The sequence below is a fragment of the Pseudomonas sp. S2_E01 genome (assembly GCF_054668365.1).
On sequence record NZ_CP162762.1, the window covers coordinates 5,878,960 to 5,904,101 of the forward strand.

Genomic DNA, 25,142 nt, shown 5'->3' on the forward strand with positions numbered 1-25,142 from the left:
AACCCGCTATATAGCCGATCGATATTTATACTATTTAGCAGATAGCTGTAAGTTATATATATCCAGACAGCAAATTAAGAACCATGCCATGGCACTTAAATTGCCTTAAAAGTTATGTGCCTTATTGTTACAGCGGCGCGTTCTATTTAGTAATTCATTATCCGCGGGGAGCTGAACGCTATTCGCCATGAGCGCTATCGAATCTGCTTTTCTGAATCTGCCTTACCCTCCACGGCTCGACCTCGGGCCGCAGCATACGCACGAACAATTGCTCAGCTCGATGCAGGCGACCATGGCGCGTCACAAGGGTGGGCCGGTCTGGTTGTTCGCCTATGGCTCGCTCATTTGGCGTCCTGAATGCGCAGCGGTTGAACGGGTTCGTGGGCGAGTGCACGGTTACCATCGCGGTTTGTACCTGTGGTCCCACGAACATCGTGGCACGCCTGAAGTGCCGGGGCTGGTCTTTGGGCTTGATCGCGGTGGTTCGTGCAGCGGCTTTGCCTACAGGCTGCCGGAAGAACAGCTCGAAGCATCGCTCTACGCCTTGTGGCAGCGTGAAATGCCATTTCCTTCCTATCGCCCACACTGGCTCAACTGCCGTCTCGAAGACGGAAGCCAGGTTCAGGCGTTGGGTTTTGTTCTGGAGCGGCACTTGCCCAGCTATGCCGGTAACCTGCCGGATCATGTACTGAGCCATGTGTTCGAAAACGCTTGCGGGCGCTACGGTACAACTCGCGATTATGTCGAGCAGACCGCCAGCGCCCTGCGTAGCCACGCCATGCCAGACCGGAATCTGGAGGCGCGGCTCAAGCGTTGCAAATCAAAAGTGGATCAAGCGGTGGCTTCGCGGGTCTGACTGGCAGCCTGTTTGTGCCACAGCGTCGGTGCAAGGAAGGCCATGGCCAGCAGGCATGCGCCGATCAGCAGGACAAAACCGCCGTCCCAACCGAAGTGGTCCACGGTGTAGCCCATGGCGGCACTGGCCGCGACTGAGCCGCCCAGATAACCAAACAGCCCGGTAAAGCCTGCTGCCGTACCCGCCGCCTTCTTCGGTGCCAGCTCCAGCGCCTGCAGGCCGATCAGCATCACCGGGCCGTAGATCAGGAAGCCAATCGACACCAGGGCGATCATGTCTACCGTCGGGTTGCCGGCTGGGTTGAGCCAGTACACCAGCGTCGCCACGGTCACCAGGGCCATGAACACCATGCCGGTCAGGCCACGGTTGCCACGGAAGATCTTGTCGGACATCCAGCCGCACAACAGCGTGCCCGGAATACCCGCCCACTCGTAGAAGAAATACGCCCACGAGGATTTGTCCACGGTGAAGCCCTTCGCTTCCTTGAGGTAGGTCGGTGCCCAGTCCAGCACACCGTAACGCAGCAGGTAGACGAAGACGTTGGCCAAGGCGATGTACCAGAGCATCTTGTTGCGCAGCACGTACTTGACGAAGATTTCCTTGGCGCTGAATTCCTTCTCGTGGCTGGCGTCGTAGCCCTCCGGATAGTCGTTCTTGTACTTCTCGATCGGCGGCAGGCCAACCGATTGCGGGGTGTCGCGCATAGTGGCGAAGGCGAACACCGCCACGGCCAGGGCCACGGCCGCTGGCACGTAGAACGCCGCGTGCCAGTCATTGAACAAGCCCATGCCGAGCAGGAACAGCGGGCCGATCAGGCCACCGCCCACGTTATGCGCCACGTTCCACAGCGACACCACGCCACCGCGCTCCTTTTGCGACCACCAGTGAACCATGGTTCGGCCACTCGGCGGCCAGCCCATGCCCTGGGCCCAACCATTGATGAACAGCAGGATGAACATGATGGTGACGCTGGACGTGGCCCAGTGTGCGAAACCGAAAATGAACATCACCGCAGCCGAAACCAGCAGGCCGAATGGCAGGAAGTAGCGCGGGTTGGAGCGGTCGGAGACGATGCCCATCAGGAACTTGGACAAGCCATAGGCGATGGCGATCGCCGACAACGCCACACCCAGCTCACCGCGGGTGTAACCCTCTTCGATCAGATAGGGCATGGCCAGGGAGAAGTTTTTGCGCAGCAGGTAGTAACCCGCGTAACCGATGAAGATACCGGCGAAGATCTGCCAGCGAAGGCGTCGGTAGGTGCTGTCTATTTTCTCTTCAGGCAACGGAGCATGATGCGAAGCAGGGCGAAAGAAAGCAAACATTCCAAAGCTCCAGATTTTTTGTTTTGACTGCGGATGCGAATGTTACAGTTTCATTACCGAAAATAGCACCTGTTTGCACGACCAAACAGCGGAAAATGTTCGACATCGCACATTCCTTTACGAACATGTCGCTTCGGTGCACCTGGGAGGCGCTGTGGGAATTTTTACTTCGCCATCATTGATGACGCATTCGCGGCCGGCGTAGGGCAGGTCTTTGGGAAACGTCCTGCAATCGAAGAGGAAGCTGTCACGTTATGTAAAAACTCACCGCGTCTTAACCTTTTCGTGCTCGCCAGATCTGGCGTGGAGACGCGAAGGAGTGTGGTTATGCGGTGGTTTGTGGTGGCGGCTATGTGGGGTGTGTGCAGCGTTGTGCTTGCCGGGGAGGTGTTTTTGATACCAGCGAATAATCCCACGCCGGCGTACCCGAGGGCACTTTACCTGGCTGGCATCGAGGGGGAGGTCAAGGTCACCATGATCGTGCATGCCGATGGATCGGTCAGCCAAGTATCTGCGCCTGAAGGTGCCCACCCGGAGCTGGTCGAGGCCTCCGTAACGGCGGTCAGGCAATGGAAGTTCAAGCCTTGGGAGATCAGCGACGAGCGTCCGGAGCGTGTCGATGTCGTTGCGCCAATGCTCTTCAGGTTGAGCAGCGATGTGCCGCTTGATGCGAACGAAATATTGAAAAAAGTGCTCTGTTCCGACCTCAGTAGTGAGGCAAAGAACTACGCGCAAAGTGACTGGGTCGATATGAACTTCTTTTTTTGGGCGCGCAGTTACCTGGCTCATTCCATCGCGTCCGGGCTGATGCCCAGAGATAAACGCCTGGAGTTGATCGCCAAACTCAACAGGGGAGTGCCCAGCATTATTCGGCGGTGCAATACGCATCCAACCAGCCGCGCCGTGCGATTTTTCCCGAAAGAAGTGCGTGAACTGCTTTAACAGCGGGGAATTTCGCGAACTTGGAGGCCAGGACAACCCCGGGTTGTCCTGGTCTCTTTACCTCAACCGAACCTCAACCGAACCTCAACCGAACCTCAACGCACCTGCACCACCACCTTCCCGACGGCCTTGCGCTGGCCAAGGTCGTTGATCGCTTGCGCCGCGTTGCTCAGCGGGTAGACCTGTGACACCAGCGGTTTCAACTTGCCTTCGGCGTACCAGCCGAACAGTTGCTGGAAGTTGGCGGCGTTGTCCTGGGGTTGGCGTTGGGCGAAGGAGCCCCAGAACACGCCGACCACTGCGGCGCCCTTGAGCAGGGCGAGGTTGACCGGCAGTTCGGGGATGCGCCCGCTGGCGAAGCCGACTACCAACAGGCGGCCGTTCCAGGCGATGGCGCGCACGGCCTGGTCGAACAGGTCGCCGCCAACCGGGTCGTAAATCACGTCGGCGCCCTGGCCGTCGGTCAGGCGCTTGATTTCGTACTTGAGACTGGCCTCGCTGTAGTTGATCAGCTCATCGGCGCCGGCTGCCTTGGCGATGGCCAGTTTATCGGCGCTGCCGGCGGCGGCGATCACACGGGCGCCCATGGCTTTGCCGATTTCCACGGCGGCAAGGCCCACTCCGCCCGAAGCGCCGAGTACCAGCAGGGTTTCACCGGGTTGCAGATTGGCCCGTTGCTTGAGGGCGTGCATCGAGGTGCCGTAGGTCATGCTGAAGCCGGCAGCGGTGTTGAAGTCCATGCCGGGCGGGACGGGCAGCACGTTGTAGCCGGGCACCGCGACCTGCTCGGCAAAACTGCCCCAGCCTGTGAGGGCCATGACCCGGTCGCCGACTTTCAGGTGGCTGACCTTTTCGCCCACCGCGCTGACCACGCCGGCGGCTTCACCACCGGGGGAAAACGGGAAGGGCGGCTTGAACTGGTACTTGCCCTCGATGATCAGCGTGTCCGGGAAATTGACGGCGGCGGCGTGTACGTCCAGCAGGATCTCGTTCTTTTTGGCGACAGGGCTGGCGACGTCTTCCAGCACCAGCGATTCGGCAGGGCCGAAGGCTTTGCACAGCACGGCTTTCATCAGGGCTATTCCTTTTGTAGTGATGGCCGATAAGTGTAGGTGTGAGTGTCGACGGGTCAACGAGCATGCCTGGCCCTGATAGTCAGCCATAAGCTTGTACTTGCGCGGCGGGCCGTTATGCTAGGCCGCAAACCGGATTGAGGAGCGAATTGTGAAAGCGTGGATCATGTTGTTGCTGGCCCTGTCCCTGCCTGTGACGGCCGTGGCTGAAGAGGCCAAGGAAGGCGCGGCGCCGAAGGTCAATTACATCACCTTGAGCCCGCCGTTCGTGGGTAACTATGGCCTGGATGGCACGCCCAAGCTCAAGGTCTACAAGGCCGATGTGGCGTTGCGCGTGACGGGTGACGAAGCGACCAAACTGGTCAAGGCCAACGAGCCGTTCATCCGTAATCAGCTGGTGCAGCTGTTTGCGCAGCAGACCACCGAGACCATGAACAATCTTGAAGCCAAGGAAAAGCTGCGTCAGGAAGCATTGAAGCTGACCCAGCAGATCATGAACGACGAAACCGGCAAGCCGGTGGTCGAGGACCTGTTGTTCAACAACCTGATCATTCAGTAAAGCCGCTGCTCCTGCGGCTGAGGGCTTCGGTTCAGGACGCGAGGCTTTTGCGAAAGCGCATCAGCGCAATGGCGAAGAACAGCACTCCGATGGTCGTGAGCGCGAGCAGGTCCGGCCAGACTACGTTCAGGCTGGCGTCGCGAAACAGGATGGCGGCGCCCAGGCTGACGAAGTGGGTCGAGGGTGAGCCCTGCATCACCCATTGCAGCCACTGCGGCATGCTGTCCAACGGGGTGCTACCCCCGGACAGCAGTAACATCGGGATGATGACCGGGATTGCCAGCAAGCCGAACTGCGGCGTCGAGCGTGCCAGGGTGGCGAGGAAAATCCCCAGCGAGGTGCTGGCGAACAAGTAGCACGCTGTCACCAGCAAAAACAGCGGCAGCGAACCCGCCAGTGGCACGCCCAGTGCGCCCTTTACGATCACTTCCAGCGACAGCCAGGTGCACAGCACCACGACCAGCATATTGCTCCAGATCTTCGCCAGCATGATTTCCACGGCCGTCAATGGCAGCACCAGCAAATGGTCGAGCGTGCCGTGCTCGCGCTCTCGCAGCAGTGCGGTGCCGGTGAGGACGATGGCGAGGATGGTGATGTTGTTGACGATCTGGATCACTGCCAGGAACCATCCCCCCTCCAGATTGGTGTTGAAGAGCGCACGGGTGGTCAGCAGTGCGGGTGCCTTGCTGGCTGCATTACCCTGGCCGGCGTATTCGAGCAACTCCCGCTGGAAAATTCGCCCTATGTAACCGGCGCCCATGAACGCCTGGCTCATTGCCGTGGCATCGACGTTGACTTGCACGGCGGGCTGGCGACCGGCGAGCAGGTCGGCCTGAAAATTAGCAGGCACATTGATGACGAACGTGTACTGGCCGCCGTCCATCACTTGGTCCAGTTGCCCATAGGGCAGTGCCGCCGGCGGCTGGAATTCAGGTGGTCGAAGCGCTTGTGCCAATTGCCGCGACAACGGGGTGTGGTCTTCGTCCACCATGGCAACGCTGGCGTTGTGCACACCGATCACCGAGCCTGCCGCGGGCATGTAGATCGCCACGGTGAACGCGTAGAACAGGAACAGTAGCAGGACGCTGTCATGACGCAGGCTGGTGAGTTCCTTGAAACCCAGGCGAAGGATGTGAGCGAGCTTGTGCATCAGGCCTCCTGCTTTTTCAGCATCACCAGGCTGAGCCCAGTGAACACGAAGAAAAACCCGAATAATGCCAGGCATTGTGGCCAAAGCTGGCGCAGGTCCAGGGCCTTGGTGAATGTGCCGACAGCGATGTCGAGGAAGTGCCCGGCCGGGAACAGCGTACCCATCACTGAAGCCGCGCCCTCAAGGGACGAGCGTGGCACAATCAGCCCGGAAAACTGGATCGTGGGCAGGCTGGTGATGATCATGGTGCCCAGGATGGCGGCGATCTGCGTGCGGGTGAATGCCGAGATCAACAGGCCCATGCTGGTCGTCGCCAGCACGTAAAGCAGACCGCCAAAGGCAAGGGTCGGCAAGCTGCCCTTGAACGGTACACCGAACAGCCAGCGATTCATGGCCACCAGCAGCGCCAGGTTGACCAGGCTGATGACGAGGTAGGGAGCCTGTTTACCCAGCAGGAATTCGAGGCGGGTCAGGGGCGTGGCATAGAAGTTGGTGATCGAGCCCAGTTCTTTCTCGCGCACAATGCCGAGCGCCGTCAGCATTGCCGGGATAAATGCCAGGATCAACGCCATGACGCCGGGGCCTATGGCATTCACGCTGACCACATCCTGGTTGTAACGGAAGCGGGTTTCCAGCCGGGCGGGTGCGAGTTGACGCAGTGCAGGACTGCTCTGTTCGGCCAGTTGCTCCAGGTTGGCTTGATGCACCGCCTCCACGTAATTGCGGCTGGTCTCGGCGCGAAACGGCATGCCCCCGTCAAGCCAGGCTGCCACGACCGGTTGACGGCCCGCGTACAAGTCCCTGCCAAAACCTGCCGGTATCTCCAGCGCCAGTTTTATTTCCGAGCGTTGAAGGCGGCGGTGCAGCTCATTGGCGCTGCGGATAGGGGGTTGCTCATCGAAATAACGAGAGCCGCGATAAGCTTCCAGGTAAGCCCGGCTTTGCGGCGTCTGATCCTGGTCGTAGACCGCGAAGGCCAGCTTTTCAACGTCCAGGGAGATGCCGTAGCCGAAAATCACCATCATGAAGATGGCGCCGAGCAGGGCAAACGCCATGCGTACTTTGTCACGCAACAGTTCCTTGCCTTCCCGGCTGGCGACCGCCATCAGACGCCCGAGGCTGAAGTGACTCTCGTTCGCTGGCATGGCGGGCAGGACAGATGACGTCGAGGATTCGCCAGGCGTCGGTGTGGCGAGGTTGCCTTGCGCTTGCTCCAGGCAGGTCACAAACGCGGCTTCAAGGGTTTCGCCCATGAACTGCTGCTGCAATGCCGCAGGTGTGTCGCAAGCCAATACCTTGCCTGCGTGCATCAACGAAATGCGATCGCAACGCTGCGCTTCGTTCATGAAGTGGGTCGAGAGGAAAATGGTTACGCCCTGCTCACGGGACAGTTCGATCAACAATCGCCAAAAGTCATCCCGGGCGGCGGGGTCTACACCGGATGTCGGTTCGTCGAGGATCAACACTTCCGGGCGATGAAGCACTGCCACGGCAAGAGATAACCGCTGGCGTAAGCCCAGGGGTAGCGCGCCGGACTGCTGGTCGGCCACGGTGTCCAGGTTGAAGCGTCGGATCAGTTCGTCGATGCGTTGTGAGCTCTGGTCTTTTGGCAGGTCGAACAGCCGCGCGTGCAATGCCAGGTTCTGTCGAACGCTGAGTTCGCCGTACAACGAAAAGTTCTGCGACATGAAGCCGACCCGCTTACGCGTGGCCAGGTCCTTGGCGTTCACCGGCTTACCCAGCAGCATGGCCCTGCCTTCCGAGGCGGGCATCAGGCCGGTGAGGACCTTCATGGTGGTGGTCTTGCCGCAGCCGTTGGAACCAAGAAAGCCGAAAATTTCGCCACGACCAATGGCGAAGCTGACCTTGTTCACGGCGGTGAAGTCGCCAAAGCGCAGCGTCAGGTCATGGGCCTCGATGGCGATGTCGGTGGCGTTGCCGCTCAGGGGCGGGATCACCAGCGGCTGATTGTCGTGACGGCTGTCACCCTGGAAGTGGGTAAAGGCCACATCGAGTTTGCCGCTCGGGGTGGTCGCGGCCAGTTCCCGGCTCAAGCCGGCAGCAATCAGCTTGCCTTTGTCGAGCATCAGGCAGTGCTCGAACTGCTCGGCCTCCTCCATGTAGGCGGTCGCCACCAGCAGCGTCAATTGAGGGCGCTGGCGTCGCACGTCATCCACCAGTTCCCAGAAATGCAGGCGCGACAGCGGGTCGACACCTGTGGTCGGCTCATCGAGGATCAGCAGATCCGGCTCATGGATCAATGCACAACACAGCCCCAGCTTTTGCTTCATGCCACCGGACAGTTTTCCGGCCGGTCGGTCGGTGAACCGAAGCAGGTCGGTGGCCAGCAGCAGGTTGTGCATGCGCTGGTCGCATTCGGCTGTCGACAGGCCGAACAGGGTGGCAAAAAACTGGATGTTCTCGCGGATCGATAACTCTGGATAAAGGTTGCCGCCCAGGCCCTGAGGCATAAAAGCGATGCGCGCATAGAGGGTGTTGCGATGGCGACGATCCTGGATCGGACCGTTCAGCACCTGTAACTGGCCTTGCTGGAGCTTTTTCACCCCGGCAATCAGCCCCAATAGGCTCGATTTGCCAGCCCCATCGGGGCCGATCAGCCCGCAGCGGGTGCCAGCGGGCAGCTCGAATGCGATGTCGCTCAGTGCGGATTGTTTGCCGTACCGATGGTGGACCGCGTTCGCGTGAACCGCGAGGCCGTTCATTGCAGGTTGACCGGCCAATCAACGCTTGCAGTGCGCACGTACCCGGCGCCGGGCATGCCGGGTTTGACCTGGGGCGGTGCGCTCGGGTCGGTCAGGCGCAATTTGACACGAAATACCAGTTTTTGTCGTTCGTCGCGAGTCTCGACTTCCTTGGGCGTGAATTGCGACTTGGCGGCTACGAAGCTGATTTTCGCCGGCAGCGGGTGATCGGGCAGGGCATCGAGCAAGATCCGTGCTTCATCACCCACCGCCAGGCGCCCGGTCACCGATGCGGGGAGGTAAAGATTCATGTATTGGTCACTTGGATCGATCAGCAGCAACACCCGTCCCCCGGCACCCAGTACTTCACCGGGCTCGGCCATGCGCAACTGGATGATGCCGTCGATGGGCGCGCGCAAGCTGCTGTCGTCAATTTCGCTCGTCAACTGCGCGACTTGCGCCTGGGCCGCGCCAATTGCCGCACTCACCGCTGAGACCTGGGCGCGGGCGGCGGTGACAGCGGCGTTGGCGGTGCCAATTCGAGACTGTTGCTGATCGATGATCTGGGCGCTGACAAAGCCATGCTTGAGCAGCGCCTGGGATCGACTGAGTTCCTGCTGTGCCAGCAGTTGCTCGCTCAGGCGCAATTGCACATTGGCTTGCGCGGCCGCCAGGTTTTCCCGGGCGCGCAATACTTCAGCTTCAGCCTGGTTACGCTGGGCTTCGAGGGTGCGGGTATCCATGCGGGCGAGCAATTGCCCTTTGCTGACCTTGTCGCCTTCATCGACCAGCACCTCAGCCAGTCGTCCGGGCGTTTTGCTGGCGATCTGCACTTCGGTAGCCTCCAGGCGTCCATTGCCGACATACAGGCCATCGGGCAAACGGTCATGCATGGATTTCCAGTAACCGAAACCACCGGCTGCCAGCAGCAGAACACCTAAAGCGCTGGCGAAAACAATCGAAGAACGGCTGGGCGTAGACATGTGGGCATCCTGCGGCTGTTGAGTCCTAGTCTGGTCGATCGAACGTGTGGACGTTTTGATGCCAGTCAACTGCGTTGTCTTGTAGGGTGAGCGCGTCGAACCGTTGCTCCTGCCGTTAACGCATCTCCAGGACTGCGGCCCACTGCTGGGCGGTCACCGGCATCACCGACAGCCGTGACCCTTTCTGCACCAGGGGCATTTCTGCCAGCGCGGCCTGCTGTTTGAGGTAATCGAGCTTCAGCACCCGGGAAAACGTCTGCACATGCGCCACGTCAATGGCGCTCCACGGGTTTTTCTCTACGCTGGCCTTCGGGTCGTGGTAAGGACTTTCGGGGTTCAGGGCTGTCGGGTCGGGATAGGCCGCTTCGACAATTTTACCGATTCCGGCGATTCCGGGTTCCGGGCAACTGGAATGATAGAAGAAGAACTCGTCGCCAATCGCCATGGACCGCAGGAAGTTGCGCGCCTGATAGTTGCGAACACCGTCCCAGCGCGCTTTGCCAAGGTGCTCAAGCCCCTTGATTGACAGTTCGTCGGGCTCGGATTTCATCAGCCAGTAGGCCATGGGTTTTGCTCCTTGCGGGTCGAGTGGGCAAGTTGTCGGGCAATTTTATGACAAACCGACGGTCGGTTGACGCCAGCGTTTGCGTGTCAGTTCACGTTGTCGCAAAATGCCGGCCTTCTTAGCTTGACACTGCTGCACGGCCTACACCTACAACGGAAACCGCTGCTGTCATCGTGTTGATATGCCTTTGGGGGGCAGTCGATGAAACGCAAACCGGATTTACTATGGATTTTGGTTATTTTGTTTGGCCTTGGCGTCGTGACCACGGGCTATGCCCAAAGTCTGTGGAGCAGCAAGACCGACGCGCCGATTGAAATCGCGCAACAACAGTCGACAGCTTTCAAGCGCTGACCTGTTTTTTCGACGCCGCTGATCCCAGTGGCGTTTAGCCTGCGTAGTACCAGGCCTTGTCCGTGACCGTTCCCTGCAACGGCACATCCCAGCTCGCTTGCGCCAATCGCTCGACCTTCTGGCATTCATGGGCCAGCCCCAGCAGTGTCGGCTTGCGCCAGTTTTGGCGCCGCGACAGATACGCCAGGCTGCGGTCGTAGAAACCACCACCCATGCCCAGGCGACCGCCCACATCGTCAAAGCCCACCAGCGGCAACAACACCAGGTCCAGTGCCCAGATCTTACGCTGGCGAGCGAGATTTGCCCGTGGCTCAAGGATGCGGAAACGGTTGGGCTTGAGCTTCTCGCCGGGGCGAATGCGCTGGAAGACCATTTTGGTTCGGGGCCAGGCGCTGAGCACGGGCAGATACGTCGCCTTGCCGCGACGTTGAGCGGCCCGCAGCAACACGCGTGGATCGATTTCACCGTCGGTCGGTAAATAAAGGGAGATGTGCCTGGCGCGGCGAAACAGTGGCTGTTGTGCCAGTTGTTTGTATAACCCGCGAGCCGCCTGGCGCTGCTGGCTGGGTGTCAGTGCGCGGCGCGCCTTGCGCAGCATGCGTCGAAGTTGCGGGCGGGGAAGCAGCGCAGGTTCGGTCATGGATTCAGGCTTCGGCAGTGCGGGCAGCGCCCATAAAAAAACCGATGCCGGTGTTTGAACCGGCATCGGACTGCAATCAGGCTCCCCGGATGAACCGCTGCTGACTTAGCCCTTGAACCCGAAAGTTCAAGGTGGAAGAAGCAGTAGGCTTTAAGGCTTTCCGTCTAGCGGACATGCACACCAGCCCAACGTGCAACTTCCAGGGTAGTGCGAATCGGCTCAGGGACGTGGTCAACTGGCAAGCACCCCAGGGAGTGTTGCGAGTATAACCCAAGCGGCCCGACGAATCAGCCCCTGACGTCCGGATCGGTGGCCAATACCAGATCAACGCGATCGAGCAGGTCGCGAACCTGCTCGCGGGTTGCGCTGCTGACCGGCACGTCTGTTCGTTCGGTCTTGTGCAGCATTTCGTGGGTGATGTTCAGGGCGGCCATCACGGCGATCCGGTCAGCGCCAATGACTTTGCCGCTGCTGCGGATTTCACGCATCTTGCCATCCAGATAACGGGCAGCACTCACCAGATTGCTGCGCTCTTCCTGTGGGCAGATGATCGAATACTCTTTGTCGAGGATCTGCACGGTGACGCTATTGCTTGAACTCATGAGTCTTGCTCCAGGGCCTTGAGGCGCGAAATCATCGATTCGACCTTACGCCGGGCGATTTCGTTTTTTTCAATGAGGTGAGCGCGTTCCTCGCGCCAGGTTTTTTCCTGAGCTAGTAGGAGTGCGTTTTGACTCTTAAGTTGCTCGACCCGATCAATCAGCAGTTCGAGTCTGGCCATCAGCGCTTGCAGGTCGGTGTCTTCCATTGTGTCCACTGAAAATGTCTGATGGGGGGACGGCCCCTGTAGGAGCGAGCTTGCTCGCGATGGTCGTCAACGATACCGCTGGATCCCTGACACCCCGCAGCGATCTCGAGTTCATCGCGAGCAAGCTCGCTCCTACAGAGGAGTCGATGTAGGATACAAGGCCTTCATTCTAGACATTGCGCCGTCTGGCGCCTAGCAGCCCATGCCTATTCAGAATTCCCCGTACCAAGCCTTCGCCACCCTGCTGTCCTCCAGTGGTCACTCCGTCTCGCCTGCCGAACTGCATGGCCTGCTCCTGGGCCGCAGTTGCGCCGGTGCCGGTTTTGATGCCGAAGGCTGGCTCATCGATGCCGCCGAGTTGCTCGAGAGCGAGCCGCAGGACAACGTTCGCAACGCCTTGATAGGCCTTCAGGAAATGGTCAAGGGCGAACTCACCGGTGATGACGTGACCGTGGTCCTGCTGCTGCCGACCGATGATGCGCCGCTGGCTGACCGTGCTGCGGCACTGGGTCAATGGTGCCAAGGCTTCCTCAGCGGTTTCGGCCTCAACTGCCGCGACAGTAGCATGCTGAGCACCGAGGCCACCGAAGTGTTGCAGGATCTGTCCGCGGTATCCCAGGTGCAAGATGCGCTGGAAGAGTCCGACGACGGCGAAAACGACTACATGGAAGTGATGGAATACCTGCGCGTCGCGCCGCTGTTGCTGTTCTCGGAAACCCGTAAGTCGGACACCCCGGCTGCTGCCAAACCGTCGTTGCATTAATCGCGAGCCAGGAAAAGCCATCTGCCCATGATTCATATCCCGAAATCGGAATACAGCCGTCGCCGCAAGGCCTTGATGGCGCAGATGGAACCCAACAGCATCGCCATACTGCCCGCCGCCGCGGTGGCCATCCGCAACCGCGACGTCGAGCATGTCTACCGCCAGGACAGCGATTTCCAGTACCTCAGCGGCTTTGGGGAACCACAGGCGGTCATCGTGCTGATGCCCGGTCGCGAGCATGGCGAGTACCTGTTGTTCTGCCGTGAGCGCAACGCCGAGCGAGAGCTCTGGGACGGCCTGCGTGCCGGCCAGGAAGGTGCGATCCGCGACTTCGGCGCTGACGACGCCTTTCCCATTACCGATATCGACGACATCCTGCCGGGCCTGATCGAAGGGCGCGACCGGGTGTATTCAGCCATGGGCAGCAACCCCGAGTTCGACCGGCACCTGATGGACTGGATCAATGTGATCCGCTCCAAGGCGCACCTGGGGGCGCAGCCGCCGAACGAATTCGTTGCGCTGGATCATCTGCTTCACGACATGCGCCTGTATAAATCGGCGGCAGAAGTGAAGGTGATGCGCGAAGCTGCGCGGATTTCCGCCCAGGCGCATATCCGGGCGATGCAGGCCAGCCGGCCGGGGCTGCATGAGTTCAGTCTCGAAGCCGAGCTTGATTACGAGTTCCGCAAGGGTGGAGCGAAGATGCCGGCGTACGGTTCGATCGTTGCATCCGGACGCAACAGTTGCATCCTGCATTACCAGCAGAATGACGCCGTGCTCAAGGATGGCGACCTGGTGCTGATCGACGCCGGTTGCGAAATCGATTGCTACGCCAGTGACATCACCCGAACCTGGCCGGTCAACGGCAAGTTTTCCGCCGAGCAGAAGGCCATCTACGAGCTGGTACTGGCATCGCAACAGGCCGCCTTCGCCGAGATCGCGCCGAACAAACACTGGAACCAGGCGCACGAAGCGACGGTCCAGGTGATAACCGCCGGGCTGGTGAAGCTCGGGCTCTTGCAGGGCGACGTTGACGAATTGATCGCCAGCGAAGCCTACCGGGCGTTTTACATGCACCGTGCCGGCCATTGGCTGGGCATGGATGTCCATGACGTCGGCGAGTACAAGGTCGGCGGCGAGTGGCGCGTGCTGGAGGTCGGCATGGCGCTCACCGTGGAGCCGGGGATCTACATTGCCCCGGACAACACGAACGTGGCGAAGAAATGGCGCGGCATAGGCGTGCGCATCGAGGACGACGTGGTGGTGACCAAGACCGGTTGTGAAATCCTGACCCATGGCGTGCCGAAAACGGTCGCCGAAATCGAGGCCCTGATGGCCCAAGCACGGACACAAGCGGCATGAGTCGAGTCAATCTGGCAATCATCGGTGGCGGTCTGGTCGGCGCCAGTCTGGCGTTGGCGTTGCAGGCCGGGGCCAAGGCCCGCGGCTGGAAGATCGTGCTGATCGAACCATTTGCCCCGGGCGACAGCTACCAGCCGAGCTACGACGCGCGGTCTTCGGCACTGTCTTACGGCGCCAAGCAGATTTATCAGCGGTTGGGCCTGTGGCAGGAAATCTCCCGCCGCGCCGAGCCGATCAAGCAGATCCATGTGTCCGACCGTGGCCGCTTCTCCACCGCGCGCCTCTCTGCCATGGAAGAGGGCGTACCGGCGCTGGGGTATGTGGTCGAAAATGCCTGGCTGGGTCAATGCCTGTGGCAAGGCCTGGACAAGGATGTGGTCACCTGGCGCTGCCCGGCGCAAGTGACTCGCCTGGAGCCGCTGACCGACGGCTATCGCCTGACACTCAATGATGAAACCACCCTGGAATGCGACCTCGCGGTACTCGCCGATGGCGGCCGTTCCGGCTTGCGCGAGCAATTGGGGATTGGTGTTCGCCAACGTCCTTACAACCAGAGCGCGCTGATCGCCAACATCACCCCGAGCGAAGCGCACAACGGAATGGCCTTCGAACGTTTCACCGACGATGGCCCGATGGCCTTGCTGCCGCTGGCGGACAACCGCTGTGCGCTGGTCTGGACCCGACTGGGAATGGACGCGCAACGGCTGGCAGCGCTGGATGAGCGCAGTTTTCTCCACGAGTTGCAGAATGTGTTCGGCTACCGCCTCGGCACCTTGAAACAGGTGGGGGCGCGGCATCTCTACCCGCTGACCCTGGTTGAAGCCGAGGAGCAGGTGCGTCCGCATCTGGCGATCCTGGGCAATGCCGCCCATAGCCTTCACCCGATTGCCGGCCAGGGTTTCAACCTGTCGCTGCGCGATGCCCAGGCGTTGGCCGATACGTTGCTGGCCAGCGATAAACCGCTGGGCGACTTTGCGACGTTGCAGGCTTACCGCGAACGTCAGCGCCTGGACCAGAGCCTGACGGTGGGTTTTTCCGATCAGGTCACGCGGTTGTTCGGCAGCAGCTTGCCGCTGGTGTCGCTGGGCCGCAACATCGGACTGCTCGGTCTCGACCTGCTGCCGCCGGCCAAGCGCTGGTTCGCCCGTCAGGCCATGGGCCTGGGTACGCGGTCTGATGCTTAAGGCGTTGACCGACAGGTTCGGCAAGGCGCGATTGCTGCGTTGGGCCATGACGTTTTATCCGCCCTACCTGGGCGCCGGAGTTCGGGTGCGGCACATCAGTGACGATTTCCGCGACATCCAGGTGTCCATGGGGCTTGGCTGGTACAACCGCAATTACGTCGGTACGCAATTCGGCGGCAGCCTGTATTCGATGGTCGATCCGTTCTACATGCTGATGCTGATGGAAAATCTCGGCCGCCGTTACATTGTCTGGGACAAGGCGGCCGACATCGACTTCATCTCGCCGGGTAAAGGCCCGGTGTTCGCCAGTTTCAGGGTCGACGAGACCCTGCTCGACGAGATTCGCCGGCAGACGGCGACGGGCGAAAAATTCCTGCCGCAATTGCAGGTCGATATTCACGACGGCGCCGGCACCCTTGTGGCGCGGGTGCGCAAAACCCTTTACGTGCGGCTCAAACCGCAAACGAGACAGGCTTAAAGCATGGATATGCGCGCAGATCTGCTGATTGTCGGTGCCGGAATGGTCGGCAGCGCCCTGGCGCTGGCGTTACGCGACAGCGGGCTGAACATCCTGCTGCTGGACGGCAGCCCGATGACGGTCAAACCCTTCGATGCGCAGGCGCCATTCGAGCCGCGGGTGAGCGCGCTGTCGGCGGCCAGCCAGCGGATTCTCGAGCGCCTGGGCGCCTGGGAAGGCATCGCCAAACGACGCAGCAGCCCGTATTCGGACATGCATGTGTGGGATGGCAGTGGCACCGGGCAGATCCATTTCAGCGCCGCCAGTGTGCATGCCGAGGGGTTGGGGCATATCGTGGAGAATCGCGTGGTGCAGGACGCCTTGCTCGACTGCCTGCACGACAGCGACCTGGGCCTGTTGGCGGGTGCGCGGCTGGAACAGATGCGCCGCTCGGGCGATGACTGGCTGCTGACCCTGGCCGACGGCCGCCAATTACGCGCGCCGCTGGTGATTGCTGCGGATGGTGCCAACTCGGCGGTGCGGCGCCTGACGGGCATGGCCACACGCGAATGGGATTATCTGCATCACGCCATCGTTACCAGCGTGCGCAGCTCCAATGCGCACCAGATGACGGCCTGGCAACGTTTCACCGATAACGGGCCATTGGCGTTTCTGCCACTGGAGCGCGATGGCCAGCAGGATTGGTGCTCGATCGTCTGGTCGACGACGCCGGGCGAAGCCGAACGCTTGATGGCACTGGATGACGACAGCTTCTGTCATGAACTGGAGCGCGCCTTCGAAGGCCGCCTGGGTTCGGTCATCAGCGCCGATCCTCGCCTGTGTGTGCCGCTGCGTCAGCGTCATGCCAAGCGCTACGTGGCTGAAGGCCTGGCGCTGATCGGCGACGCGGCCCACACCATTCACCCGTTGGCCGGGCAGGGCGTGAACCTGGGCTTCCTTGATGCCGCGGTACTCGCCGAAGTATTGCTGCAAGCGACCGAGCGTGGTGAGCGGCTGGCCGATGTGAAAGTGTTGAGCCGCTTCGAACGTCGGCGCATGCCGCACAACCTGGCGTTGATGGCGGCGATGGAGGGCTTCGAGCGTTTATTCCAGGCCGATCCGTTGCCGGTGCGATGGCTGCGTAATGTCGGGCTGAAAATGGTCGATCAGATGCCGGAGGCCAAGGCGCTGTTCGTGCGCGAGGCGCTAGGACTGACCGGGGATTTGCCGGCGTTGGCCAAGGCCTGAGATTTTTGCAGGGGCTGACGGCCCTATCGCGGGCAAGCCCGCTCCTACAGTGGAACCTATACCCCTGTGGGAGCGGGCTTGCCCGCGATAGGGTCGCACATTCTCCACACACTTCAGGCTGTGCAACATCTGGTAACGCCTCCGCCAACTGTTCGATTGAGATGGTAAATGTGAGTCCTTATCATTTGGCCTCACTTTTCCTGATCGAGAGTTGGCTCCCATGTTGGCATCGAAGCGTCTATTGACGGCACTCGCCCTGACCCTGATTGGCAGCACCGCCGCCCAGGCTGCTGACGAGGTGGTGGTCTACTCCTCACGTATCGACGAGCTGATCAAGCCCGTGTTCGATGCCTACACCGCGAAAACCGGGGTGACGGTCAAATTCATCACCGACAAGGAAGCGCCGTTGATGCAGCGCATCAAGGCCGAGGGTGAAAATGCCACCGCCGACCTGCTGCTGACCGTCGATGCCGGCAACCTCTGGCAGGCCGAGCAGATGGGTATCCTGCAGCCCTTCACCTCGAAAACCATCGACACCAACATCCCGCCGCAGTACCGCGCTTCCAGCCATGCCTGGACCGGCCTGAGCCTGCGGGCCCGGACAATCGCCTACTCCACCGTGCGGGTGAAACCGGGCGAGTTGACCACCTATGAAGCCCTGGCCGACAAAAACTGGGAAGGCCGCCTGTGCCTGCGTACCGCCAAGAAGGTCTACAACCAGTCCCTGACCGCGACCATGATCGAAACCCACGGTGCCGAGAAAACCGAGAAGATCCTCAAGGGCTGGGTCAACAACCTCTCCACCGACGTGTTCTCCGACGACGTGGCGGTGCTGGAAGCAATCAACGCCGGTCAGTGCGATGTCGGCATCGTCAACACCTACTACTATGGCCGTCTGCACCAACAGAAGCCTGATCTGCCAGTGAAACTGTTCTGGCCAAACCAGGCGGATCGCGGCGTGCACGTCAACCTGTCGGGCATCGGCCTGACCAGGCACGCGCCGCATCCAGAGGCAGCGAAGGCACTGGTGGAGTGGATGACCACCGCCGAAGCCCAAAAGATCTTTGCTGACGTGAACCAGGAGTTCCCGGCCAACCCTGCCGTGCAGCCGTCCGCTGAAGTGGCCGCGTGGGGCAAGTTCGTCGCCGACACCCTGCCGGTGGAAGTCGCCGGCAAGCGCCAGGCTGAAGCCATCCGCATGATGGATCGGGCTGGCTGGAACTGACGCCACCGTTATACTGCGCGCCCTGATCGTGCCCACGCCTGTCGTGGGCACGATCATTTTTCAACGAGAGCTTTTTCCTTGGCCCACCCCGCCCAACGCCGTTGGTATCCCCTGGTCTTCGCCATCGCTGCGCTGGTCCTGTTGCCCCTGAGCGTTCTGCTGCTGTCCTGGCAAACCATCGATCAACAGATCTGGTCCCACCTTTGGGAGACCCAGATGCCGCGACTCTTGGGCAACACGGTGACGTTGGTGCTGGGCGTCGGTATTGGCGTGACGCTGCTGGGTGTCAGCCTGGCCTGGCTCACCAGCCTGTGCGAATTCCCTGGCCGCAAATGGCTGGATTGGGCGTTGATGCTGCCATTCGCGATTCCAGCCTACGTGCTGGCCTTCGTTTTCGTCGGCCTGCTGGATTTCGCCGGGCCGGTGCAAACACTGATGCGCGAATGGTTTGGCGCGGGGTTGCGGCTGCCGCGCGTGCGCTCCACGGGCGGCGTCATCCTTGTGCTGGTGCTGGTTTTCTATCCGTATGTCTACCTGCTGGCGCGCACGGCGTTCCTGGCGCAGGGTAAAGGTCTGATGGAAGCCGCGCGGGTGCTTGGCCAGTCGCCCTGGCAGGCGTTCTGGCGTGTCGCGCTCCCGATGGCCAGGCCGGCCATTGGCGCCGGAGTCGCGTTGGCGCTGATGGAAACCCTGGCGGATTTCGGCGCGGTGTCGGTGTTCAACTTCGACACGTTCACCACTGCGATCTACAAGACCTGGTACGGATTTTTCAGCCTGTCCTCGGCGGCGCAACTGGCCAGTCTGCTGTTGTTGGTGGTGATGCTGGTGCTCTATGGTGAGCGGCGTGCCCGTGGGGCCAATCGTGCGAGCAACGAGCGACCGCGGGTCAAGGCGTTGTATCACCTGCGAGGTTTCAAGGCGCTGGCGGCGATGAGCTGGTGCGGCCTGGTATTCGCCTGCGCCTTCGTCATTCCCATGCTGCAACTGGTGGTGTGGTTCTGGCAGCGCGGTCGTTTCGATCTGGACGAGCGCTACACCGGGTTGATTGTCCACACGCTGTATCTTGGGGCAATGGCCGCGCTGATCACTGTCGGTGTCGCGTTGATACTGGCGTTTGCCGGTCGACTGGCGCCAACCCGTGCAATCCGCTCAGGCATCAGCCTGGCCAACCTGGGGTACGCGTTGCCCGGTTCAGTGCTGGCGGTGTCGATCATGCTGGCGTTCAGTTACCTGGACCGCGAGCTGGTGATTCCCGTTTCGGGTTGGCTGGGCGGTGCAGGCAAGCCATTGCTGCTGGGCAGTCTGGCCGCCCTGTTGCTGGCTTACCTGGTGCGCTTCATCGCCGTGGCATTCGGCCCCTTGGAAAGCAGTCTGGCGCGAATACGGCCATCTTTGCCCGAAGCGGCCCGTAGCCTCGGCGTCAGCGGCCCGCGACTGTTTTTCAAAGTGTATCTGCCGTTGTTGCTGCCGGGCACTTTGAGCGCGGCGTTGCTGGTGTTTGTCGATGTGCTCAAGGAAATGCCCGCGACCCTGCTGATGCGCCCGTTTGGCTGGGACACGCTGGCGGTGCGGATCTTTGAAATGACCAGCGAAGGGGAATGGGCGAGAGCGTCCCTGCCAGCGCTGACGCTGGTTTTGGTCGGGCTGTTGCCGGTCATCGGATTGATCCGACGTTCGGCCCATCAAAACAGCTAGGTGCCAGTCCTACACCTTGAGGCTACAATGCGCGGCATTCGGTGCGGTCCGTCTCACAGACCCGGTTGCTGAAAGCGGCGCAAAGCCCTTATCCAAAGGTCTTGATACCGTGCAGCGCCGGCCCGTACCCTCGCCAAGCCCGGAAGGAGAAACCCATGGGACAGCGTACGCCTCTGTATGACCTTCACCTCGCGCTGGGCGCGAAGATGGTCGATTTTGGCGGTTGGGACATGCCTTTGCATTACGGCTCGCAAGTCGAGGAACACCATCAGGTGCGCCGCGATTGCGGGGTTTTTGATGTCTCCCACATGACCGTGATCGATGTCAGCGGCGCGCAGGCCAAGACCTGGCTCCAGCATTTGCTGGCCAACGACGTCGAACGCCTGCACAGCGCTGGTCGCGCCTTGTACAGCACCATGCTCAACGAGCACGGCGGCATCGTCGACGACATGATCGTCTACCGCCTCGATGACGGCTATCGGCTGGTGGTCAACGCGTCTACCCGTGATCAGGACCTGGCGTGGATGCAGGCCCACCTCGACGGTTATGACGTGCAACTGCACGAGCGCCCGGAACTGGCGATGCTGGCCATCCAGGGGCCTCACGCCCGGCACAAGATCAGCGAACTGGTCACCCAGTCTCGCAGTCACCTGATTCAACTGCTCAAGCCCTTCGAAGGCCAGGCCGATGGTGACTGGTTCATCGCACGCACCGGCTATACCGGCGAAGATGGGCTGGAGATCATCCTGCCGGCCGATCAGGCCCCGGGCTTCTTCAACGACCTCGTGGGAGCGGGCATCTCGCCAATTGGACTGGGCGCGCGCGATACCCTTCGGGTGGAGGCCGGCATGAACCTCTATGGCCAGGACATCCACCAGAACGTCTCGCCGCTGGCGTCGAACATGGCCTGGAGCATTGCCTGGGAACCGACCAGCCGCCAGTTCATCGGTCGCTCGGCCCTGGAAGCCGAACAGGCGGCCGGTGTACAGCATAAGTTGGTCGGGTTGGTGCTCGAGGAGCGTGGCGTTTTGCGCGCTCATCAGGTGGTTCGCATCGCCAATGTTGGCGAAGGAGAGATCACCAGTGGTAGTTTCTCTCCTACGCTTAGCAAGTCGATCGCACTGGCGCGCGTACCGATGGCCACCGCCGATCGAGCGGAAGTGGAAATCCGTGGCAAATGGTACCCGGTCCGGGTGGTCAAACCGACGTTCGTCCGCCATGGCAAAACCTTGATCTAACCTATTCCGGCGGGCACGACCGCTGACAATTTCCTTGAGGACATAGAACATGAGCGATATCCCTGCCGACCTGCGTTTTGCCGAAAGTCACGAATGGGCCCGCCTGGAAGCCGATGGCACCGTCACCGTGGGCATCAGCGATCACGCTCAGGAAGCCTTGGGCGATGTGGTGTTCGTCGAGCTGACCGAAGTGGGTAAAGTGTTTGCTGCGGGTGATCAATCAGGCGTGGTCGAGTCGGTCAAGGCTGCCTCGGACATCTACTCCCCGGTTGCCGGTGAAGTGATCGCCATCAACGAAGAACTGGGTGGTGCCCCGGAACTGCTCAACTCCGACCCGTACGGCGCCTGGATCTTCAAGCTCAAGCCAAGCAACACTGGCGATCTGGACAAGCTGCTCGATGCAGCGGGCTACAAGGCCGCCATCGGCGAGTAAGCCTGACGCTTCATCTCAAAGCCCCGACCTGTCGGGGCTTTTTCATTGCCATCAGCAACCCCGCGTCATCGTTGCTCTCCGACATCGGCTGCTATGCTGGATTGACCGTGTTGCATCGACGCTGAGCGCCAGTCAAGAGAGAGCCCGTCATGTCCCAGCTGCCGTCCCTGAGCCAGTTACGCGATCCCAATGCTTTCCTGCGCCGTCACCTCGGCCCCGACGCGGCCGAGCAGCAGGCGATGCTCGACAGCCTTGGCCTGGGCAGTCGTGTCGAGCTGATCCAACAAACTGTGCCGCCGAGCATCCTCCTCAACAGGGCGCTCGACTTGCCGCCTGCCCTTGACGAAGAAGCCGCATTAGCCAAGCTGCGCGGTTACGCCGAGCAGAACCAGGTATGGACCAGTCTGATCGGCATGGGCTATCACGGCACGATCACCCCGGCTGTCATCCTGCGCAATGTATTGGAAAATCCCGGTTGGTACACCGCTTACACGCCTTATCAGCCCGAGATCGCCCAGGGCCGGCTCGAGGCGCTGCTCAATTTCCAGCAAATGATCATCGACCTGACCGGGTTGGAGCTGGCCAATGCTTCCCTGTTGGATGAGGCCACGGCGGCAGCCGAGGCGATGGCCCTGGCCAAGCGCGTTGCCAAGTCCAGAAGCAATCTGTTTTTCGTTGATGAAGACTGCCACCCCCAGACGATCTCCGTGGTACGGACCCGTGCCGAAGGCTTTGGCTTGGAATTGATCGTGGACTCGGTGGAAAACCTGAAGCAGCACCAGGTATTCGGTGCGTTGCTGCAATACCCCGACACCCACGGCGAGATTCGCGATCTGCGACCGTTGATCGATCATCTGCACGCCCAGCAAGCGCTGGCCTGCGTCGCCACCGACCTGCTGAGCCTGCTGTTGCTGACGCCGCCGGGTGAGTTGGGCGCCGACGTGGTGTTCGGTTCGTCCCAGCGCTTTGGCGTCCCCATGGGCTACGGCGGCCCGCATGCGGCCTTTTTTGCCAGCCGTGACGAGTACAAGCGAGCGATTCCAGGCCGGATCATCGGTGTCTCCAAAGATGCCCGCGGTGGCACCGCATTGCGCATGGCATTGCAGACCCGCGAGCAGCATATCCGGCGGGAGAAGGCCAACTCGAACATCTGCACCGCCCAGGTGTTGCTGGCCAACATCGCCAGTTTTTATGCGGTGTATCACGGCCCGCAAGGTCTTAAACGCATCGCCCAGCGCGTCCACCGGCTCACCTGCATTCTTGCCGCAGGCCTGGAGCGCAATGGCATCAAGCGCCTCAATCAGCACTTTTTCGATACGCTGACGCTGGAGGTGGGCGGTACGCAAACCGCGATCATCGAAAGCGCCCAGGCCGCGCAAATCAACCTGCGCATCCTTGGGCGTGGGCAGCTGGGGTTGAGCCTCGACGAAGCCTGCGATGAAGGCACGGTAGCCAGGCTGTTCGATGTGTTCCTCGGCGCCGACCATGGGCTCGATGTTCAAGCGCTGGACGCTGAAGCACTGCCGGTGGGCATTCCGGATAGTTTGCTGCGCGCCTCGCCGTACCTGCGTCACCCGGTGTTCAACGCGCATCACAGCGAAACCGAGATGCTGCGTTACCTCAAACAGTTGGAGAACAAGGACCTGGCCCTCAATCAGTCCATGATCCCGTTGGGCTCCTGCACCATGAAGCTCAATGCGACCAGCGAGATGATTCCCATCACCTGGCCACAGTTCGCCAACCTGCATCCGTTCGTCCCCAGGGAACAGGCGCTCGGCTACACGTTGATGATCGAGGAGCTGGAGCGCTGGCTCTGCGCGATTACCGGTTTTGATGCGATCTGCATGCAACCCAACTCCGGCGCCCAGGGTGAGTACGCCGGCTTGCTGGCAATTCGCAAATACCACGAGAGCCGTCACCAGGGCGCGCGAGACATTTGCCTGATTCCATCCTCGGCCCACGGCACCAACCCCGCTTCCGCACAAATGGCTGGGATGCGCGTGGTGATCGTCGAGTGCGACGAGGCGGGCAACGTCGACCTGTCGGACCTGAAGGACAAGGCGGCCGAGGCCGGCGAAAAACTCGCCTGCCTGATGGCGACCTATCCATCGACCCACGGTGTCTACGAGGAAGGCATTCGCGAAATCTGTGAAGTGATTCACCAGCATGGCGGCCAGGTGTACATGGATGGCGCCAACCTCAACGCGCAGGTCGGGTTGGCGCGGCCCGCGGACATCGGCGCCGATGTTTCGCACATGAACCTGCACAAGACCTTTTGCATTCCTCACGGGGGTGGCGGGCCCGGCATGGGGCCGATTGGTGTGCGCGCGCACCTGGCACCGTTCGTGTCCAATCACCCGGTGGTGGCCATTGACGGCCCTTTGCCGCAGAACGACGCCGTCAGTGCGGCGCCCTGGGGCAGCGCGAGCATTCTGCCGATCAGCTGGATGTACATCGCCATGATGGGCCCGCAATTGGCGGACGCCAGCGAGGTGGCGATCCTTGCCGCGAATTATCTGGCGCGGCACCTGTCCGGTGCATTCCCGGTGCTCTACACCGGGCGCAACGAACGGGTGGCCCACGAATGCATTCTTGACCTGCGGCCCCTCAAGGCGTTGACCGGCATCAGCGAGGAGGACGTGGCCAAACGCCTGATGGATTACGGCTTCCATGCCCCGACCATGTCCTTCCCGGTGCCGGGCACCTTGATGGTCGAGCCGACCGAGAGTGAGTCAAAAGCCGAACTGGACCGTTTTATCGGGGCGATGCTGAGCATTCGCGCAGAAATCACCGAAGTACAGAACGGCAACTGGCCGGCCGAGAACAACCCGCTCAAACGCGCGCCGCATACCCTGGCCGATGTCACCGGGGTATGGGAACGCCCCTACAGTGTCGAGCAGGCCGTGACGCCGGATGCCCACACCAAGGCCCACAAGTATTGGCCGGCGGTGAATCGCGTGGACAACGTCTACGGCGACCGCAATCTGTTCTGTGCGTGTGTGCCGGTAGATGATTACCGGTGATCCCATCTCCCTGTAGGAGCTGGCTTGCCAGCGATGAGGTCGGATCAGTCGATACTTAGGGTGACTGATTCTGCGCAATCGCTGGCAAGCCAGCTCCTACAGGGGATGGGGGAACAGAAAAGGCAGGCAAAAAAATGCCGCTCAATTTGAGCGGCATTTTCGTCTCGCGGGAAACTTACTCGGACGCGACGGCATTTTTCGCCAGGATCGCGTTCGCCAGTTCCATGTCCGTGGCCTGCAACCCTGGGTTGTCGGCACGGACTTTCTGCATGGCGGCTTCCAGGTACGGGCCGCGGATGCTGCCTTCGCTGGCGACGAAACTGCCGGCGTCGTCCTGCGCGGCAATGATCAGCTTGTGATCCTTGAACGTCAGGTAAGTCGAGCCGGTGGTGGCGCCGGACGAAATGATGTTACGCCAAAAGCTGTCGGCCATCGCCGAACCGACTGGCAGGGACAACAGGGCGACGGTAGCGACAGCAAGTTTGAAACGCATGATGGGTGACTCCACTGGGTTAGATCTACGCTGTTGGATCGTGGACGCCCCGGTGGAGTTCCATTAC

24 protein-coding genes and 1 other RNA gene are annotated in these 25,142 nt (G+C 61.0%); 14 read left to right on the plus strand and 11 right to left on the minus strand.

The window, feature by feature from the left end; all coding sequences use genetic code 11:
* Positions 1-187 precede the first annotated feature (187 nt).
* Positions 188-856 carry a gamma-glutamylcyclotransferase gene (locus tag AB4O36_RS27130; RefSeq protein ID WP_460119813.1) on the plus strand — a complete coding sequence of 223 codons (669 nt, stop codon included), beginning with the start codon at positions 188-190 and terminating at the stop codon, positions 854-856.
* On the opposite strand, the gene glpT is transcribed toward AB4O36_RS27130, so the two are convergent.
* On the minus strand, positions 832-2,181 hold the full coding sequence (glpT, locus tag AB4O36_RS27135; protein WP_460140681.1) for a glycerol-3-phosphate transporter: 1,350 nt from the start codon (positions 2,179-2,181) through the stop codon (positions 832-834). The genes AB4O36_RS27130 and glpT overlap by 25 nt on opposite strands.
* A gap of 327 nt (positions 2,182-2,508) precedes the next feature.
* On the opposite strand from glpT, the gene AB4O36_RS27140 reads away from it, so the two are divergent.
* Positions 2,509-3,123, plus strand: a complete 615-nt coding sequence (locus tag AB4O36_RS27140; protein WP_460119817.1) for an energy transducer TonB — start codon at positions 2,509-2,511, stop codon at positions 3,121-3,123.
* Between the two features lie 95 nt (positions 3,124-3,218).
* Here AB4O36_RS27140 and AB4O36_RS27145 read toward each other — a convergent pair whose 3' ends face one another.
* Positions 3,219-4,196 carry an NADPH:quinone oxidoreductase family protein gene (locus AB4O36_RS27145; protein WP_460140682.1) on the minus strand — a complete coding sequence of 326 codons (978 nt, stop codon included), beginning with the start codon at positions 4,194-4,196 and terminating at the stop codon, positions 3,219-3,221.
* A 151-nt stretch (positions 4,197-4,347) separates the two neighbouring features.
* On the opposite strand from AB4O36_RS27145, the gene AB4O36_RS27150 reads away from it, so the two are divergent.
* Complete coding sequence (locus tag AB4O36_RS27150; RefSeq protein ID WP_460119821.1) at positions 4,348-4,755, plus strand: flagellar basal body-associated protein FliL; 408 nt, start codon at positions 4,348-4,350, stop codon at positions 4,753-4,755.
* 31 nt (positions 4,756-4,786) lie between these two features.
* Here the strand turns inward: AB4O36_RS27150 and AB4O36_RS27155 are convergent, their stop codons facing one another.
* The 4 genes from AB4O36_RS27155 to AB4O36_RS27170 form a co-directional block, all read right to left on the minus strand.
* On the minus strand, positions 4,787-5,905 hold the full coding sequence (locus AB4O36_RS27155) for an ABC transporter permease (RefSeq protein WP_460140683.1): 1,119 nt from the start codon (positions 5,903-5,905) through the stop codon (positions 4,787-4,789).
* Complete coding sequence (gene rbbA, locus AB4O36_RS27160) at positions 5,905-8,628, minus strand: ribosome-associated ATPase/putative transporter RbbA (protein ID WP_460140684.1); 2,724 nt, start codon at positions 8,626-8,628, stop codon at positions 5,905-5,907. Before rbbA ends, AB4O36_RS27155 begins: the two co-directional genes overlap by 1 nt.
* On the minus strand, positions 8,625-9,590 hold the full coding sequence (locus tag AB4O36_RS27165) for an HlyD family secretion protein (protein ID WP_460119827.1): 966 nt from the start codon (positions 9,588-9,590) through the stop codon (positions 8,625-8,627). Before AB4O36_RS27165 ends, rbbA begins: the two co-directional genes overlap by 4 nt.
* A 115-nt stretch (positions 9,591-9,705) precedes the next feature.
* A complete protein-coding gene (locus AB4O36_RS27170) occupies positions 9,706-10,155 on the minus strand; it encodes an EVE domain-containing protein (protein ID WP_460140685.1) in 450 nt (149 codons plus the stop codon).
* A gap of 201 nt (positions 10,156-10,356) precedes the next feature.
* Between AB4O36_RS27170 and AB4O36_RS27175 the strand changes: the two genes are divergently transcribed.
* The gene (locus AB4O36_RS27175; RefSeq protein ID WP_460119831.1) at positions 10,357-10,506 is read left to right on the plus strand and encodes a hypothetical protein; all 150 of its coding nucleotides are present in this window, start codon (positions 10,357-10,359) and stop codon (positions 10,504-10,506) included.
* A 34-nt stretch (positions 10,507-10,540) separates the two neighbouring features.
* On the opposite strand, the gene AB4O36_RS27180 is transcribed toward AB4O36_RS27175, so the two are convergent.
* The 4 genes from AB4O36_RS27180 to AB4O36_RS27195 form a co-directional block, all read right to left on the minus strand.
* Complete coding sequence (locus tag AB4O36_RS27180; RefSeq protein WP_460140686.1) at positions 10,541-11,146, minus strand: 5-formyltetrahydrofolate cyclo-ligase; 606 nt, start codon at positions 11,144-11,146, stop codon at positions 10,541-10,543.
* Positions 11,147-11,224: 78 nt separating this feature from the next.
* Positions 11,225-11,403: non-coding RNA, 6S RNA (ssrS, locus tag AB4O36_RS27185), on the minus strand.
* Positions 11,404-11,433: 30 nt separating this feature from the next.
* Entirely contained in the window at positions 11,434-11,748 is a 315-nt protein-coding gene (locus AB4O36_RS27190) for a cell division protein ZapA (RefSeq protein WP_460140687.1), read from the minus strand.
* Entirely contained in the window at positions 11,745-11,954 is a 210-nt protein-coding gene (locus AB4O36_RS27195; RefSeq protein WP_044466189.1) for a TIGR02449 family protein, read from the minus strand. Before AB4O36_RS27195 ends, AB4O36_RS27190 begins: the two co-directional genes overlap by 4 nt.
* A 202-nt stretch (positions 11,955-12,156) precedes the next feature.
* On the opposite strand from AB4O36_RS27195, the gene AB4O36_RS27200 reads away from it, so the two are divergent.
* The 10 genes from AB4O36_RS27200 (at position 12,157) to gcvP (ending at position 24,582) form a co-directional block, all read left to right on the plus strand.
* The gene (locus tag AB4O36_RS27200; protein WP_460140688.1) at positions 12,157-12,717 is read left to right on the plus strand and encodes a YecA/YgfB family protein; all 561 of its coding nucleotides are present in this window, start codon (positions 12,157-12,159) and stop codon (positions 12,715-12,717) included.
* A 27-nt stretch (positions 12,718-12,744) separates the two neighbouring features.
* Positions 12,745-14,079 carry a Xaa-Pro aminopeptidase gene (gene pepP / locus AB4O36_RS27205; protein ID WP_460119839.1) on the plus strand — a complete coding sequence of 445 codons (1,335 nt, stop codon included), beginning with the start codon at positions 12,745-12,747 and terminating at the stop codon, positions 14,077-14,079.
* Positions 14,076-15,263: a 2-octaprenyl-6-methoxyphenyl hydroxylase gene (gene ubiH / locus AB4O36_RS27210; protein ID WP_460140689.1), complete on the plus strand. Its 1,188-nt coding sequence runs from the start codon at positions 14,076-14,078 to the stop codon at positions 15,261-15,263. Before pepP ends, ubiH begins: the two co-directional genes overlap by 4 nt.
* Positions 15,256-15,741 (plus strand): DUF4442 domain-containing protein, encoded by a 486-nt coding sequence (locus tag AB4O36_RS27215; RefSeq protein WP_460119843.1) that lies wholly within the window; start codon positions 15,256-15,258, stop codon positions 15,739-15,741. The genes ubiH and AB4O36_RS27215 overlap by 8 nt, the downstream gene beginning before the upstream one ends.
* A gap of 9 nt (positions 15,742-15,750) precedes the next feature.
* Entirely contained in the window at positions 15,751-16,968 is a 1,218-nt protein-coding gene (locus AB4O36_RS27220) for a 2-octaprenyl-3-methyl-6-methoxy-1,4-benzoquinol hydroxylase (RefSeq protein WP_460142181.1), read from the plus strand.
* A 220-nt stretch (positions 16,969-17,188) separates the two neighbouring features.
* Positions 17,189-18,193 (plus strand): extracellular solute-binding protein, encoded by a 1,005-nt coding sequence (locus AB4O36_RS27225; protein WP_460140690.1) that lies wholly within the window; start codon positions 17,189-17,191, stop codon positions 18,191-18,193.
* Between the two features lie 78 nt (positions 18,194-18,271).
* Entirely contained in the window at positions 18,272-19,888 is a 1,617-nt protein-coding gene (locus tag AB4O36_RS27230; RefSeq protein WP_460140691.1) for an ABC transporter permease, read from the plus strand.
* Between the two features lie 155 nt (positions 19,889-20,043).
* The gene (gene gcvT / locus AB4O36_RS27235) at positions 20,044-21,126 is read left to right on the plus strand and encodes a glycine cleavage system aminomethyltransferase GcvT (RefSeq protein ID WP_460119849.1); all 1,083 of its coding nucleotides are present in this window, start codon (positions 20,044-20,046) and stop codon (positions 21,124-21,126) included.
* Positions 21,127-21,175: 49 nt separating this feature from the next.
* Positions 21,176-21,559 carry a glycine cleavage system protein GcvH gene (gcvH, locus tag AB4O36_RS27240; RefSeq protein ID WP_460119851.1) on the plus strand — a complete coding sequence of 128 codons (384 nt, stop codon included), beginning with the start codon at positions 21,176-21,178 and terminating at the stop codon, positions 21,557-21,559.
* 149 nt (positions 21,560-21,708) lie between these two features.
* Entirely contained in the window at positions 21,709-24,582 is a 2,874-nt protein-coding gene (gene gcvP / locus AB4O36_RS27245) for an aminomethyl-transferring glycine dehydrogenase (protein ID WP_460140692.1), read from the plus strand.
* 175 nt (positions 24,583-24,757) lie between these two features.
* Here the strand turns inward: gcvP and AB4O36_RS27250 are convergent, their stop codons facing one another.
* The gene (locus AB4O36_RS27250) at positions 24,758-25,075 is read right to left on the minus strand and encodes a DUF2388 domain-containing protein (protein WP_460140693.1); all 318 of its coding nucleotides are present in this window, start codon (positions 25,073-25,075) and stop codon (positions 24,758-24,760) included.
* Positions 25,076-25,142 lie beyond the last annotated feature (67 nt).